The organism is Rhodococcus erythropolis R138, assembly GCF_000696675.2.
In the GTDB taxonomy this organism is placed as follows: Bacteria; Actinomycetota; Actinomycetes; order Mycobacteriales; family Mycobacteriaceae; genus Rhodococcus_F; species Rhodococcus_F erythropolis.
The window spans coordinates 1,949,326-1,964,330 of the sequence record NZ_CP007255.1 but is presented as its reverse complement, the minus strand read 5'-3'; the positions used below and the strand labels follow the sequence as shown (position 1 = coordinate 1,964,330).

Here is a 15,005-nt window from a genome sequence, read left to right as displayed (position 1 = left end):
GGGTCAGGCGAGGCCCGTGCCCACCAACTGACCTACTCCGTAGGTCACAGCCATCGCGAGCGCGCCGCCGATCACCACTCGTAGCACCGCTCTGGTCTTGCGGGCTCCGCCGAGCGTCGCGCTGATCGTCCCCGTCAGTGCAAGTGCGATCAGCACTGCGAAGAAGGCGATGGGGACGCGGATACCCGTCGGCGGCAACAGAATTGCGACCAACGGGATCGCCGCTCCGATCGTGAACGAGATTGCCGACGAAATCGCCGCGTGCCAAGGATTGGTGAGATCATCCGGGTCGATACCCAATTCGACTTCGACGTGTGCCGCAAAAGCATCGTGCTCGGTCAATTCTTCGGCGACGCGGCGGGCCGTCTCCGGACTCAATCCCTTGTTCTCGTAGATCTCGGTCAGTTCCTGGAGTTCCGCCTCCGGTGTCTCGAGGAGTTCCTTCTTCTCCTTCTGCAGGAGTGCGCGTTCGGTGTCTCGCTGAGCGCTGACCGAGACGTACTCACCCAACGCCATGGACACAGCACCGGCAACCAGACCAGCGAAACCGGCCGTGAAGATCGCGGAGCGCTCGGTTGTGGCTGCCGCGACACCGACCACGAGGCCTGCGGTCGAGACGATTCCGTCGTTTGCCCCCAGAACACCTGCACGCAGCCAGTTCAGGCGATTGTTCAAACTCGGTGCGTGAGGTTCCGATTCCCCACCGGGCGCCCCGTCGGTCAACTGCACACTGTCTCCGGACATGGCAACAGATTAGGACGATCAGTCCGGTTGCGATAGCAATCTGAGCCTGTCCTTCGCGTACTGATATATTCCCAGACAGAACCCAACCAAGCATTTGCTAGGTAATGAAACGGCACACCTCTGGAGGCATTGTGAGCGCAGCACGCACCGCTTTTGTCAGCGGCGGAACCGGTGGAATCGGGTCGGCGATCGCGCTTACTCTCGCCGAACGCGGGCACGACGTCGCCTTCACCTACCGAAACAACAAGGACGCTGCCGAGCAACTGAGCGAGCAGATTCGAGCGCATGGCGTGCTCGCCCACTCGTACTCTCTCGACTTGACCGACGAGTTGTCGATCAGCTCCGCCGTCCGCGATGCGGTCAGTGATCTGGGAGCGTTGACGACACTGGTCCACGCTGCGGGACCGCACGTCCCGATGACGCACCTCTCACGCGTGACGCCGGCGTTCTTCACCGAACAACTGAACCAGGAAGCCGCGGCGTTCTTCACACTCGTCCACACCGCCCTGCCTGCGCTGCGGGCATCTTCGGGTTCGGTGGTAGCGGTGACAACCGCGGCAACGGATCGTTTTCCCGTGCGCGACGGACTCTCCGCAGGCACCAAAGGGGCTGTCGAACAACTTGTTCGCGGATTCGCCACAGAGGAAGGACGCTACGGCGTTCGGTTCAACGCGGTAGGACCAGGCATGTTGACGGACGGAATGGCGGAGCGACTGATCAACTCCGCCGAACTCGACCAGAGCGCACTCGACGTGACAATGAGCCGAATTCCGTTGAAGCGCTTCGGATCAGCTGTCGACATCGCCGAAGCAGTATGTTTCCTCGCAAGCGACGCGGCCGGATTCATCAGCGGTCAAAAGCTCAACGTCGACGGCGGCTACACCGTCTGAGCGCTATCCACCCAACTTGCGAAAGACCAGTCGCACGGCAAGTTCGAGGTGCGCCATCACCTCGTCCGTCGTCATCCGGCCGGCAACCCACGAGACCAGACTCGACATCCAGACGTCGTCGATGACCTTCACCGCATCCATCTGCTGTTGCGAGACTTCCTCGACGCCGATCGCCTTCGCGAACATCTCGGTCACGACCCCACCGAGCGCGTTGAGTTCCGGAGTCGCCGACGCGTCCGCGAACATGTACGCCCGAACCAACGCTTCGTAACGGAGGTGATCGGTCTCGAGGACCTCCGTATTCTTGCGCAGCACAAACAGAATTCGGTCCGACGGAGTCTCACCCGGGATTACAAAGTCCTGGAATCTGTCACGCAAACCCTCGAACATCCACAACAATGCGACGACAAGCATGTGGTTCTTGGACGGGAAATACCGGTAAACAGTGCCGATCGCGACGCCGGCGCGATCGGCGACCGATCGCATCTGCACCGCGTCGTAGCCGCCTTCGGAGGCGGATTCCATTGCGGCGTCGACAATCCGGCGAAAACGCGCTCGTTGCGACGGCGTCGTACGACGTCCGGTCACCGAGCTACGTTCGACCACCGACTGGTCTGCCTTGTCGCCACCTGCCATGTCCACAACCCTAATTAGACGTCGTTTTGCCGACTCCCAATGTAGCCGCCCAACGCAATCGTCGGGTGCATGACTGCCCGCTTCCGAGCTGGCCGCCAGTAAGACTGGCCGAGATCAGGAAGCGCGCCGCGGCCGATCGGATCGGCCGCGTCTACGTGGATCTTCCGACCAGTCGCGCGACGGTGCGCGTCGGCCCGGCGCTTGAGTCCGGCGCCGGTCGGGTTGCGGCGCCCGTCGCTCCGGTCGGCGTTGACCAGTAGGGGCCGGCTGGGCGCGGCGAGCAGGCGGCCGACGTCGGTCAGTCTGTGGCTTCTTGGCAATGCCGAACCGAGGCTTGCCGAAGACCAGCGGAATCCAACCGCGACCGCTGCTCTCGGCAGAGGCGACAGCCTCGGGCTCACGGAAGGCTGCGTGCGCGATGAGCCCGAACATCAGCAAGGTGGTGATCATCGACGTTCCGCCCGCCGAGATGAGCGGTAGTTGCAGACCGGTCACCGGAATCAGGCCAACGACGTAGGCGATGTTGATGAACGCCTGCACGACGATCAACGTCGTTGCCGTCGCCGTCATGACCTTGAGGAACGGATCGGTCGACCGCTTCGCGATTCGCAGTCCGACGATCAGAACCGCGGCGAAGAGAGCAACGACGATCAGCGCACCGACCAGACCCAACTCTTCACCGATCACGGCAAAAATGAAGTCGTTGTGCGCCTGAGGGAGGTAACTCCATTTGGCGTCGGACTGCCCCAGACCGCGACCGAAGATGCCGCCGTTCGCCAATGCGTACTTGGCCTGCGTGCTCTGGAAGTTCAAGCCTTGCGGGTCGAGATCAGGATTGAGGAAAGCCTTGATGCGATCCGAGCGGTAACCAGCAGTAAGCCCGAGCACGAGAAATGCGACTGCGGAACCGAGCGTGAGGCTGATGAACGTCTTCATCCGGAACAACCCGAACCACAGCACCGACATGAAGATGATGCCGATGGTGATCGTGGTTCCGAGGTCCTTCTCCAACACCACCAGAACCAGAACCAGCAGCGTCGTACCGCCGATCACCGGCAGCGCACGGTTGACATCCATCCGCGCGTTCATGAACGACGCAACCGTCGCCGCGGACCAAATCGCCAGAGCAAGTTTGGCCAGCTCCGACGGCTGGAAGGAAATACCCGCGATCACAAACCAGCTGCGAGCACCCATCTGTTCCGAGCCGATACCTGGAATCAGCACCAGGACAAGCAGAACAAGACACAGAATCAGCAGCCATGGTGAGGCTCTACGCATCGTTTCGGTCGGCAACCGCACGACCGCCACGAACATCACCAAACCGATCGCTGCGAACATGCACTGCGGCCAGAAGCGGGCGTAGGACGTCCCGGACAGAACATAGGATTCGACGCCCGAAGACGACAGCACCATCAGCAGCCCGAACGCCACGATCAGCACGACCAGACCGACGATCATATGGAAATCGAAGAGTGGCCGATTCGTCCACATCGCCGTTCGAGCGCGGAAGGGTGTCGATGTGCGGTCACGTTTGTCCGACGATCCACGGGGTGAGTTAACTGGCTCTCCACTCCCGCGACCGTTGGGCTTGTCTTCACTGCGACCGGTCACCACACAAGTATCGTCCCACGACTCCTAACCCATGGGTAACACAAGTCCCATGAGTCACACGGGCTCGGCCTCCCGAGGTCCATGGAGACCCACGAAATACCAGGTCACGTCCTTCGCCGGCGTCGGTCTGCCACCGCCCCCGCCAACGAGAGCGTCAACATGACCACGCAGACGGCAAGCGCGATCCCGAACGCACGTCCGTATCCGTCGGGCGACGATCCGAGTACACCGAGATACAACCCCGATACCGCGGCCAGCGAGATGGTCGCTGACAGGCGCTGAGACAGTTGAAGGAAACCCGCCGCAACACCGTTCGCGCCCGGCGGTGCATATTCGAGAGTCAGCACCCGATTGGGCGCGTCGACCAAACCGCTGGCAACTCCCGACAACACCGCCAGGACCACCAGCACCGGGATCAGATGTTCCCGCGGAATCAGATTGACCGCTGCGATGTACCCGAGGATGACAAGGATCTCGCCGACTATGGCGCAAACCACTGCACTTCGGCCGAACCTGGCAACCAGCCGCCATCCGAGAGCCGACGTCAATGCCATCGCGAGTGAGCTACCGGTCATGATCAACGCCGCACTCAGCGGGGCGAAGCCCAAACCTTCGATCAGATAGAGGCTGAGCACCGCGTTGACGGCGAGGATGGATCCGAACCAGAAGAGTGCAACCGTCGTACCCAACCGGAAGCCCCGTGAGGCGATCAACGACGGAAGCAGTACCGGCGTCCCGCCGCGCTCGGCGTACCGACGTTCCCAGAACCAGAAGGCAACGGCAGCGCCGAACGCACCGATCAGGAAAGCCGCAGCCACAGTGACACTGGTTCGGGTCACGATGGGCCACAACAGGAGCCCGGTCGTAGTCGCCAGCAGACACAGCCCAACCGGATCGATCGATGCGCCCGATCGGGTAGTTCGATCACGGCGCAGAAAGCGAAACGCCAAAATCAGAGTGATCACGGCAAACGGCACGTTGAGAACGAGAAGCAACCGCCATCCGAAGTCGGCGTCGGAATACTTCAGCAGAACGCCACCGAGGATCGGTCCGGAAACGCCGGCCAGACCACCCGCGGTGCTGTACGCGCCTAACGCCTTCGCCCGAGCCTTTCCAGACACCCGGTCGGTGATGATGCCGAGCACCTGCGAACTGATGGTGCCTGCGCCGATCCCCTGCCCAAGACGAGCCAACACGATCATCGACGGATCCGACGCACATGCTCCGAGGATTCCCATCACAGCGAAAATGCTCAGCCCCGCCAAGAACAAGCGTCGACGCCCGACGACGTCACCGAGTCGGCCCGCCGGCACAAGGGCCAAGCCGAAAGTCAGCGAATAGCTCGCAAGGATCCACTGCACCTCGGAGGTCGACGCGCCCAGCGACGCCCGGATCGACGGAACCCCGATTCCGAGCACCGCCGAATCGAGAAGGGTGGTGAAGCCCGCGGCTACGCAGACGATGATCTCCCAGCGGACGGCCGAATCGAGCTTGGTGGATTCGGCCGCCGCTGTGACCGTGTGGGACAGGACCCGTTACCCCGCAGCTTCAGACGCGGCCCGACGCGTGAGCGGCGGTCGCAACCCCAAGTGCTCTCGCAGCGTCGACGTGGAGTACTCGGTGCGGTACGCCCCACGCTCCTGCAGTTCCGGGATCAACCAGTCCACGATCTCGTCGAGGCCGGTCGGCACCAGGTACGGCGAGATGTTGAAGCCGTCCGAAGCTCCGTTGCGCACCCAATGGACCAACTGATCTGCGACCTGCCCTGGAGTGCCCGCAAAACCCGAACGCTGCGAGGTCTCGATGGCGACCTGACGTAGGGACAGATTCTTTGCCTCGGCGAGAGCCCGCCATTCACGTGCAATCGCAATGGGGTCGTTGCCGTCTCGTGCGGAACCGCGCGTCTCGGACACCGGGCGCGCAACCGGATCTTCCTCCGGTAGTGGACCGTCCGGGTCTCGGTCGGAAAGGTCCTTCCCCCACACCAATCCGACAAGGGACAGTGCGGTTTGGCCGGTGAACTGACCTTCGAGGACCCACCGCGCCTTCTCTTCGACCTCGGACTCGTTCTCCGCCAACACGATCTGCGTGCTGGGCAGGATCTTGACGTCGTCCTCCGGTCGCCCGACGCTACGCAACCGAGCCCGAATGTCGTCGGCGAAGTCGAGCGCGCCGTCGAAATGCGTCCCGTGTCGCGAGAAGATGACGTCGGCGTGCGTCGCCGCGAAATCGCGTCCAGTCGGCGAATCGCCCGCTTGAAAGATGACTGGATGTCCCTGTCTGCTGCGAGGAAGCGTCGGCGTCACGGAGATGTCGAACTGCGAAGTCTGGCGGCGTACGTCGCTCACGGCTCCCGGAGTCGACCAGTTCTCGGACGTGCGAGAGTCCGAGATCGCGTCGTCCGCCCACGAATCCCACAGTGCCCGTGCAGTTTCGATGAACTGTCCGGCACGCTCGTAACGCAGGGCGTGGTCGAGGAAACCACCGCGACGGAAATTCTCTCCCGTCCAAGCGTTGTCGGTGGTCACCGCGTTCCAGCCGGCCCGTCCGTCGGAAAGTAGATCGAGGCCGGAGAGTCGACGGGCGAGGTCGGCCGGTTCGTTGTACGTGGTGTTCTGTGTCGCGACCAGCCCGATCTTGTCGGTGATACCGGCGAGGGCGGCCAACTGCGCAATGGCGTCGGGGCGGCCGGCGATATCCAGATCGAGAATCTTGCCGTTCTGCTCGCGAAGACGAAGGCCCTCACCGAGAAAGAAGGCGTCGAACAGACCTCGCTCGGCGGTGAGTACCAACCGCCGAAACGTCTCGAAGTCGATCTGGGATCCGCTCGAGGAATCGGACCAGATGGTGGTGTGGTTGACCCCTTGGAAGAAGACGCCGAAGTGAACGTGAGCGTCGGGTCGAGGTACGGCGGAGCGTGATGCAGTCATAGCCGAAATGTCCTTAGCGCGAAGTCAAGTCAGGAGGAGTGGACGAATCGATTTGCGGGCCGCTGCAGGCCGAGGTTGCCCCTCAGAGTCGATCCCGGAACCGGGCGTCGCGTCAACCCGGCCTTGGACAGCGCCGGAAGCACGAATTTGGCCAGCACCGGAAGGTCCTCGTCGATCACGAGAGGGTGAAAATGAACACCGTCGAGGTGTCCGGCCAATTCCTTCAGAACCACGGCCGCTTCCCCCGGATCTGCAGCCAGGAGCAGTCGGCCAGTGACGACGGAATTCCCGTACGAGTTCAGCTCGATCAACCGCTGCGCCGCAGACAGATTCGGCGTATCGAACGCCACATCGACCTCGGCGACCACCAATGACGCGCCCTCATCGCGCGCCTTGGCAGCCGACTGTGCAATGGCCTCTACCGAATCACCGGAAACGAGAACAACATCGGCCTGGTGTGGTTCGATGGCGCCGTAGCGGCCGAACACCACCAACTGGCCTTGCGGCGGCCGCGGAACGATTGACGGCCCCTTCACCGAGAAGGTGTCGCCCTCGAAATTGACGTAATGCAGACGATCACGCTCGAGGAAACGCCCACTGAGATAGTCACGGACGACGGCGTCGTCCTCCCACGAATCCCATAGATCTGTCACGACGGTAACCGAATCCCGCTGCTCCTGCTGACGCGCCGATTCCGTCGTTACCGGAGCCCTCCCCCACGCCCTCGCCGCGGCATCGTCTTCGACCGGAACAGCAAGCCAACCGCCACGCCCACGCGAGGAGTAGTCCAATGTCGCCAATTGCGAAGAGGTGTGGAACGGTTCGGCGTACGTGGTCCCGACGACGGGGACCAGTCCGATCGTGCTGGTCGTCGCTGCCACGCATGACGCCCTGGAGACGGCATCGATGCGGCCGACAACGTCACCACTCGGAGGGAGGATGGAATCGTCGAACGTCGCGAAGGTGAAGCCCGCATTCTCGGCAGCCGCGACGCGATCGCGCACGGCCTTACCCGTGAGCAACTGATCCGGGCGGTGTGAGCTTCGGCGCCAGGCAGCGGGGTGAGTGCCCTCGCCGTCCAGTTCGATACCCACGGCAAATACAGTCATGTGTCCTCCATCGGTCCTGGCGGTAGCACCCACACTGCGGTTAGGTAGCGGGTTGCTGCGGCATCATCGAGCCAGGTCTCTCAGCCACTCTGGATGGTGGATGCAATCTATGCGGGCGACGCTGAACAAGTCAAATCGCACTTTACGAATCATATTGACCTACAACATATTTCAATACAATCATCCTGATCGAAAGGGTTGCGCAACGCTAGCCGACGTAGACACCAAAGAGCCCCGCCCGACTCGCGTCGGACGGGGCTCTCGGTGTGCGCTGGAACGCTACTTCGCGCCCATCCATGCCTGATCGAACAGCATGATGCCGGTTGCAGTCGGAACCACACCGTGCACGTTCTTCTGCCAAGCCCAGAACGACGTGAGCCCGCCGATCGGCGCCGACGGAACCGTCTCGTTCCACAGCGTCTGAATCTTGCCGATGATCGCCAGGGTCGACGAATTATCCTTGGCTTGTTGTAGATCTGCGATCAGCTGATCCATCGCCGGGTTCGCATATCCAGCAGTATTCGCCATCGAGGTGCTGTTGGTCGTGGAGAACAATCCGAGATCGAGTATCGACTCGTACATTCCGATGCCCGCGTGCGCGAGGTCGAAATCGTGCTTGACGTAGACGTTCTGCACGATGTCGCCGGCGTTGTTGGCCAAGATCAAGTTCACCTCGAACCCGACGGCCTGCAACAGTGACTGCACGGCGAGGCCGATCGCGTGGTCCTTGGGCTCACTGAGCACGACGTAGTCGAGAGTGCCGTCGTATCCGTCTGCCTTCGCCTGATTCAGAAGCTCCTTGGCCTTTTCGGGGTCGTAGGCAATACCCGGTGTGTCTACGTGCCATTGCGACGTCGGACCGAACAACTCCGAGCCAGGCAGTCCCTCACCGTTTTCCACGCGCTGATCGATCAACGTGGTGTCCAGCGCGTAGCCGATAGCCTGGCGAACGCGAACATCCGAGCCCGGTCGGCCTTCACGATTGTTGACAATCTCGGCACTACCGGCGTTGAGCACGTCGATGTAGCCGGGGTAACCAGCGGACTTGGCAGAATTGATCGCCGAAGTAAGGCCGCGAATGTAGGCAACATCGAGCTGACCGCTGTTCAATGATTCGAGATTGGCCTGCGGACCGTTGAGTGCAACCATCCGCAGTTTGTCCAGCTTGGGAGCACCGCCGTAGTAGGACGGGTTGGCCTTGAAGATTCGCTCGACGCTCGGCGTGAAGAGATCTTCGGTGAAGGGTCCGGCACCCACTGCGGTGAACTTGTCGCCTTGCTGCGAACTCGGGGCGACGATCATCCCGTGCCCGAGAGCGAGCATCGACGGAAAGCGCATCCACGGCGTTTTCAGCTTGAAGTCGACCGTCGTGGGACCGCTTGCCTGCGCCGATTCCACCGAAGCCAGCCACAACTCGGCGCCATTGCCCTTGCCCGCGTTGTACCGATCGATGCTTGTGATCACGGCGTTGGCATCGAGCGCAGAGCCGTCGCTGAACTTCACACCGTCGCGAAGTTTCAACGTCCACGTGCTTCCGTCGTCGCTGGTATCGAGCGATTGAGCCAACTTGGGCTCGAACTCGCCGCTCGCAGTGTCGTAACTCATCAGGACGTCGTACACCGCAGCGAAGGCCTCACCGCCGGAACCGCCGCGCGCTGCCGTCTTGGTCGGGTCGAGTGAGGGAACGAGCACCTGCACGCCGTACGTCATGGTCCCGCCGGCGACCGCGTCGCCTGGGTCCGGTTGCTCGTTGACCATGCCGGTCACGACGTCCCCCGACGTGTTCGTCGTATCGGTTCCGCTGTCGTCACCGTTGCTCGCGCAGCCCACCAACAGAACCCCGGTACCGAGCAATGCGACGGCGACCCGGCTGACTTTCCCGATGCGCCAAGATCTCGAGTGCGACACGGAGATTCCACCTCACTTCCAGTAGACGCAGCCACGGATCGGCCGCAATCGGCTAATAGTGATGTCCTCTGTGGAGTGACGCCCAGCACGTTCCCGGTGACCGGAAACATTCACGGAGACAAAGGATGCGCACAACTGAGATGATCGGGCCGAGTGGTTGACGGCGACTGACATCCGAACACGAAAAAGCTCCAACCTTATGTTCGAAGAACATGAGATTGGAGCTTGTCGATAAGAATTATGGTGGCCAGGGCCGGGATCGAACCGGCGACCTTCCGCTTTTCAGGCGGACGCTCGTACCAACTGAGCTACCTGGCCGGACGGCACCCGAACCGAATGCCTATCGCATTGCTTTGTTCTCAACCAATTGATTGAGAACAAAGCTTTGCGACCCTGACGGGACTCGAACCCGCGACCTCCGCCGTGACAGGGCGGCGCGCTAACCAACTGCGCCACAGGGCCTTGCTTTTTCCTTGCTGTGAAACCGTACTACATCTTCGAGCCGCTCCCAAACCACTGTCCTGGCCTGGCATTTGTGCATCTCAAAGCGTGTCGTGCGGGTCAAACCATACTGCATCGTTTCGCTTTCGCAAAACGTACCCCCTACGGGATTCGAACCCGCGCTACCGCCTTGAAAGGGCGGCGTCCTAGGCCGCTAGACGAAGGGGGCCCGCCGGATCTCTCCGAACTAGTACCCCAACGGCGTTCCGTTGGGAGCTTGGATAGCTTATGGCACAGCGTTCGGAAATCACAAATCGCCTGGTCATGGGCGAAAAGTGGACTATTCCGCGTCGGGGAACTCCACTTGTGGCCAGCCGTCGCGATGAAACTTCTCCAACCACTCCGGTGTAGCCATGGCTTCGAGCACCACTTCGAGGGACTCCTCGAACCACACACCCAGATCGCCACTCGAGGCAATCAGGTCCGCCATGTACCGCTGGCCGGCAAGGCTCGCTGCCAGTACGCGCGTGAATTTCTCCGGGTCCACGTCGTCGCGGAGCAAACCGTCGTCCTTGGCGCGCAATGCCAACTCGTAGGCGGTCTTTCCCCAGACCTGCCCGCCACCCGATTGCACATCCTTGTAGAACTCCGGCTCGATGATCAGCCGGAATTCCGCCTGCACGATTACCTCGGCACGGAAGACCTCGGCAATGTCGAGCACAAGCCCGTGCAAAGCGACGAATGGATCGAGGTCTGTTCTCTTGGCCCAACGATCAGTGATTCCAGTGAAGGTTTCGATAGCCGAGGTCAGAACCGCTCGCGCCAACTCTTCCTTGGACTGGAAATGGAAATACATGGCGCCTTTGGTGGCGCGGGAGCCCTCGAGGATCGTGTTCACCGACGCAGCTGCATAGCCGCGCTTGGCGAATTCGACTGCAGCCGCTTCGACCAGGGCGGCGCGGGTACGCCGCGCACGCTCTTGTTGACGTGCCATTTACGGTGTTGTGCCTCTCGCAGAGTTGGTACGCAGAATCGCCGTGATCGGCGCCTGTCATCCCCCGAAACCTCACAATATCCCCTCCAACACACCCTACGTAAGGACTAGAGCGATACCCGCCAAAAGTACTAGAGGCAATCGGCTGTTCGGGGGACAACAACCGACTTTATGCCCAAAAGACACCAAGTGGTATGGTTTTGGCCGCTCGGGTGCGCCGCAGGGGGTGCGCATCCGAGCTTTTTCGTGTCCGAGATTCCGATAATCCGACCTCGCAGACGGAACTGCTTCGCCGACGGATGAGCGGCAATCCCAAGGTTTTAAACAACTAATGCGATTGTTTATTCCCCAGTTTTTGTCGAAACCGTGCTGGCAGCATCGAAATAGCACAGTTAGACTGTCTAAATGAACGATGGCGAGGGTTGCAGCAAGGATCGGGACGAGATCGACGTACTTTGGGACGATCTGGGTGCCTTCGTCCGGCGTCTTCGCACCAAACGCCACGACCACAAACTCACGCCGAGCCAGATCCAAGCTCTCGGCCACCTCGACCGACAAGGTCCGTTGACCGCAAAAGAGCTGGCAAAATTCGAGCGCGTCACACCGCAATCCATCGCAAAGACCGTGGCCGCGCTCGAGGAACAGGGCATGGTGACGCGAAGGGCGGATCCATCGGACGGCCGCGCGGCCTTGGTCACGATGACCGAACTAGGCACGTCGACCCTTCACGAAGACCGAACGAAACGCACGCAGTGGCTGGCCGAGGTCATCGACGCCGAGTGCACCGAAGCTGAGCGTGACTTGCTTCTGATCGCCGGCCGAATCCTGCGCAGACTAGGCCAGGGCGCGTCCCCAGCATCGACATCGATATCAGAGGAGTCACTGATGAACCCGTGACCGCCGTCGTCGAAACGTCGACACCCCAAGCCTCCGTTCCCCTGAAACTGAGTCTTGCTCTCGGTTCGGGAACCGTTCTTCAGGCACTGAACTCGTCGATGATTGCGGTTGCAATCGTCCCGATCGCCACATACTTCGGTTCCAGTTCGGGCACAGTGTGGGTCATCTCGGCTCTCTACATCGCGACTGCAGTCACGGCACCGGCGGCGGGGCGACTCGGATCGATCCTCGGCGCCAAACGCGTCTATCTGGCGGGATTGGGTCTGATCGCTGCCGGATCGATCCTCGGCTCGCTCGCCCCGTCGCTGGGTTGGCTTATCGCGGCGCGAATTCTGCTTGGGATCGGCACGGCGACACAGTATCCGAATGCGATGACCGTCATCCGCGAATACGCTGACCGTCACCGGGCTCAAACCCGTTCAGCTATAGCAACACTCACCATTTGCGCTCAATCGGTCGTCGCGCTGGGGCCTACTCTCGGCGGGTTGCTGGTCGGCACACTCGGTTGGCAGTCGATCATGTGGGTGAACCTCCCGCTTGTCGTCGTCACTGCCATATGGGTCTTCTTCGCCGCTCCGAGCGACTCCGCCCTGCCCGACCGGGCCGGCGCCACTGCGTTGTTCAAGTCACTCGACCCACTCGGTATCACGCTGTTTCTGGCCCTGACGACGTCGACGATGCTCTTCCTCCTGTCTCTCGCCGAACACGCGAAGTGGTATCTCGTCCCGTCGACGGCCCTCTTCGTGTTCCTGTTCGTCTGGTGGGAACGTCGAACGACCTCGGCGTTCATCGACGTCCGTGCCATCGCCCGAAACCGCGCACTGAGCATGACTCTCGGCCGGACCCTGCTGACTTACACAGCGTTCTACTGCATCTTCTTCGGACTCCCCCAGTGGCTACAGGTAGCCCGCGGAATGTCACCGATCAGCGCCGGGCTCTTCATGCTGCCCGTCGCTGCGGTCGGGATCTTCGCGACCATGTCCGCGTCCAGGGTGTACGGGAAATTCGGCGCACGAATCACCCTCCTGATCGGCACCGCCGCGTTGGCTGTCGGCGGGATTCTGATCGCCTTTGTCGAATCTAGTTCGACTCCCCTTGTGGCACTCCTGCTGATAGCGGCGATCCTGGGCATCCCCAACGGCTTCAACAACATGGGAAACCAGAACCTGATCAACTCGGTGACCACCTCCGCCGACGTCGGGACCGCGATCGGCCTGTACCGAACAATCCAGTACATCGGCGCCAACCTTGCGGCCGTCGTCATCGAGCTGACCATGCGCGGAACCATCGACGACGCGGGTCTGCATCGCACGGGCGGGACCATCGCCGTCATCGGAATCGCCCTTCTGGTGGGGGTGGTGTTTTCACGGACTCTGCGGTCCCGTTAGACTCTGCGCCGCGCCCCTATAGCTCAGTTGGTAGAGCTACGGACTTTTAATCCGCAGGTCGTAGGTTCGAGTCCTACTGGGGGCACAAACACAGACCCGGCGCCTCATTCGGAGGCGCCGGGTCTTGTGCGTTCGTACCACATCAATCCGTGCCACGTGATGCATCAGCAAGTCATCGAAGCAGGAACTCGAGGCTCACGCGCTCGAATGCCTCCTTGGCTTCGATCATCACCCAGTGCCCGCAGTTCGGGAATACATGCAGTTCGGCGTTCGGAATCAGTCGCATCGGAATCATCGGCATGTCCGGTGGACACTGCCTGTCGTCGAGCCCCCATGTCAGCAAGGTCGGGCATTGCACCTTGTGCATCATCGACCAGTACGGCGGCACATCCGAGTTGGACATCATCTGCTGCTGAGCGGCAAAGGCTTTGGATCCGTACATCGCGGTCAATGCCTGGTGCGAGGCCGGATCGTTGGCCGTTTCCCATCGTTCCTCGATCCGCGCCTCGGTGACGACAGTCTTGTCGTACACCATGCATTCGAGCCATCGAACCAACTTCTCACGGCTGGGAGCGTCGGCGAAGTCCTGCAGGAGACGGGTACCTTCACTTGGATTCTGACTGAAGATGTTCGGGCCGACGCCACCGATGGTGACCAGCCTGCAGACACGCTCCGGGAACCTCATCGCGACGTTGACGCCGACAACCCCACCCATCGAATTGCCGATCATCGCAGCCGATTCGATTCCCAGCGCGTCCATGAATCGGATCACCGACGACGCTGCCGTGATCACCGGATGGCCGTCGACGGGATCGCTCACGCCGAAACCCGGGAACTCGAGGATGTAGCAGTGGAAATGCTTCGCGAATACCTCGAGGTTCCCCCGATAGTTCCGCCAACCACTCACACCGATCCCTGAGCCGTGCAACAGGATCAACGGCGGACCATCGCCCGCCTCGTGAAAGCGCAAAGTCCCCTTGTCGGTAGCGACTTCGCGTTTGGTCCCCTCATAGGTCACGTCCATCACGCAAGATTAGAACGTGTTACAGATTCAGGACGGCTGATTGCGGAACTTCGCAACCACCGTCAGAAGCATCCCCCGCTACCTCGACGCCCACTGCGATTCGTGGACTTCTGCTCGCTCGGTTTCGACTTCCCCGGCCCAGCCTTCACACACCGGTTGGGGCGCCGCACTTGCTCGAAGTGTCCGGCGCTCACAACATGACCGGCCACACTCACCCGGACAGACGTGTCTGCGCGGGCGGTTCCGACTTCCCCCGAACCCAACGTCAACGCGAATGCAGCCACCAGCACCAGGGCTACCTTCTTCGAGATCTTCATTGGCACGGCCACTGAGACACGGTTCCACTCCAGATACTGAACAGGTGCGCGTGTCTAAGGAACACGCTGAGTGTCGACGATATTCAGTACGGGTGGCCGGCCGCGATCCTTTAGCT

The 15,005-nt window shown here is 61.4% G+C and carries 13 protein-coding genes, 4 tRNA genes and 1 riboswitch; of the genes, 4 read left to right on the top strand and 13 right to left on the bottom strand.

Features of this window, described 5'->3' with window-relative positions:
• Nucleotides 1-3: 3 nt before the first annotated feature.
• The gene (locus H351_RS09270) at nt 4-744 is read right to left on the bottom strand and encodes a VIT1/CCC1 transporter family protein (RefSeq protein WP_019745057.1); all 741 of its coding nucleotides are present in this window, start codon (nt 742-744) and stop codon (nt 4-6) included.
• Between the two features lie 104 nt (nt 745-848).
• Here H351_RS09270 and H351_RS09265 point away from each other — a divergent pair, with 104 nt between their 5' ends.
• Nucleotides 849-1,634, top strand: coding sequence for an SDR family NAD(P)-dependent oxidoreductase (locus tag H351_RS09265; RefSeq protein WP_051636496.1), 786 nt, complete (start codon nt 849-851; stop codon nt 1,632-1,634).
• 3 nt (nt 1,635-1,637) lie between these two features.
• Here the strand turns inward: H351_RS09265 and H351_RS09260 are convergent, their stop codons facing one another.
• The 10 genes from H351_RS09260 to H351_RS09215 form a co-directional block, all read right to left on the bottom strand.
• Nucleotides 1,638-2,270: a TetR family transcriptional regulator gene (locus H351_RS09260; RefSeq protein WP_019745059.1), complete on the bottom strand. Its 633-nt coding sequence runs from the start codon at nt 2,268-2,270 to the stop codon at nt 1,638-1,640.
• A gap of 114 nt (nt 2,271-2,384) precedes the next feature.
• Nucleotides 2,385-3,761: a putative lipid II flippase FtsW gene (ftsW, locus tag H351_RS09255; protein ID WP_020908900.1), complete on the bottom strand. Its 1,377-nt coding sequence runs from the start codon at nt 3,759-3,761 to the stop codon at nt 2,385-2,387.
• A 224-nt stretch (nt 3,762-3,985) separates the two neighbouring features.
• A complete protein-coding gene (locus H351_RS09250; RefSeq protein WP_198538408.1) occupies nt 3,986-5,347 on the bottom strand; it encodes an MFS transporter in 1,362 nt (453 codons plus the stop codon).
• 69 nt (nt 5,348-5,416) lie between these two features.
• Nucleotides 5,417-6,811, bottom strand: a complete 1,395-nt coding sequence (locus tag H351_RS09245) for an NtaA/DmoA family FMN-dependent monooxygenase (RefSeq protein ID WP_029256106.1) — start codon at nt 6,809-6,811, stop codon at nt 5,417-5,419.
• Nucleotides 6,812-6,840: 29 nt separating this feature from the next.
• Nucleotides 6,841-7,920 carry an LLM class flavin-dependent oxidoreductase gene (locus H351_RS09240; RefSeq protein WP_029256107.1) on the bottom strand — a complete coding sequence of 360 codons (1,080 nt, stop codon included), beginning with the start codon at nt 7,918-7,920 and terminating at the stop codon, nt 6,841-6,843.
• Between the two features lie 4 nt (nt 7,921-7,924).
• Nucleotides 7,925-8,020, bottom strand: a riboswitch (SAM riboswitch).
• Nucleotides 8,021-8,199: 179 nt separating this feature from the next.
• The gene (locus H351_RS09235) at nt 8,200-9,828 is read right to left on the bottom strand and encodes an ABC transporter substrate-binding protein (protein ID WP_029256108.1); all 1,629 of its coding nucleotides are present in this window, start codon (nt 9,826-9,828) and stop codon (nt 8,200-8,202) included.
• 241 nt (nt 9,829-10,069) lie between these two features.
• Nucleotides 10,070-10,146 (bottom strand) — tRNA-Phe (locus tag H351_RS09230).
• A gap of 70 nt (nt 10,147-10,216) precedes the next feature.
• Nucleotides 10,217-10,290 (bottom strand) — tRNA-Asp (locus H351_RS09225).
• Between the two features lie 135 nt (nt 10,291-10,425).
• Nucleotides 10,426-10,498 (bottom strand) — tRNA-Glu (locus H351_RS09220).
• A gap of 111 nt (nt 10,499-10,609) precedes the next feature.
• A complete protein-coding gene (locus H351_RS09215; RefSeq protein ID WP_029256109.1) occupies nt 10,610-11,263 on the bottom strand; it encodes a TetR family transcriptional regulator in 654 nt (217 codons plus the stop codon).
• Nucleotides 11,264-11,668: 405 nt separating this feature from the next.
• On the opposite strand from H351_RS09215, the gene H351_RS09210 reads away from it, so the two are divergent.
• The 3 genes from H351_RS09210 to H351_RS09200 all read left to right on the top strand — a co-directional run bounded on the left by H351_RS09210 (nt 11,669) and on the right by H351_RS09200 (nt 13,633).
• Nucleotides 11,669-12,160, top strand: a complete 492-nt coding sequence (locus H351_RS09210) for a MarR family winged helix-turn-helix transcriptional regulator (RefSeq protein ID WP_029256110.1) — start codon at nt 11,669-11,671, stop codon at nt 12,158-12,160.
• Entirely contained in the window at nt 12,157-13,548 is a 1,392-nt protein-coding gene (locus H351_RS09205; RefSeq protein WP_029256111.1) for an MFS transporter, read from the top strand. The genes H351_RS09210 and H351_RS09205 overlap by 4 nt, the downstream gene beginning before the upstream one ends.
• A 12-nt stretch (nt 13,549-13,560) precedes the next feature.
• A tRNA-Lys gene (locus H351_RS09200) sits at nt 13,561-13,633 on the top strand.
• Nucleotides 13,634-13,720: 87 nt separating this feature from the next.
• Here H351_RS09200 and H351_RS09195 read toward each other — a convergent pair.
• Nucleotides 13,721-14,572 (bottom strand): alpha/beta fold hydrolase, encoded by an 852-nt coding sequence (locus H351_RS09195; RefSeq protein WP_029256112.1) that lies wholly within the window; start codon nt 14,570-14,572, stop codon nt 13,721-13,723.
• Nucleotides 14,573-14,634: 62 nt separating this feature from the next.
• Nucleotides 14,635-14,901, bottom strand: coding sequence for a hypothetical protein (locus tag H351_RS31880; protein ID WP_134771706.1), 267 nt, complete (start codon nt 14,899-14,901; stop codon nt 14,635-14,637).
• Nucleotides 14,902-15,005 lie beyond the last annotated feature (104 nt).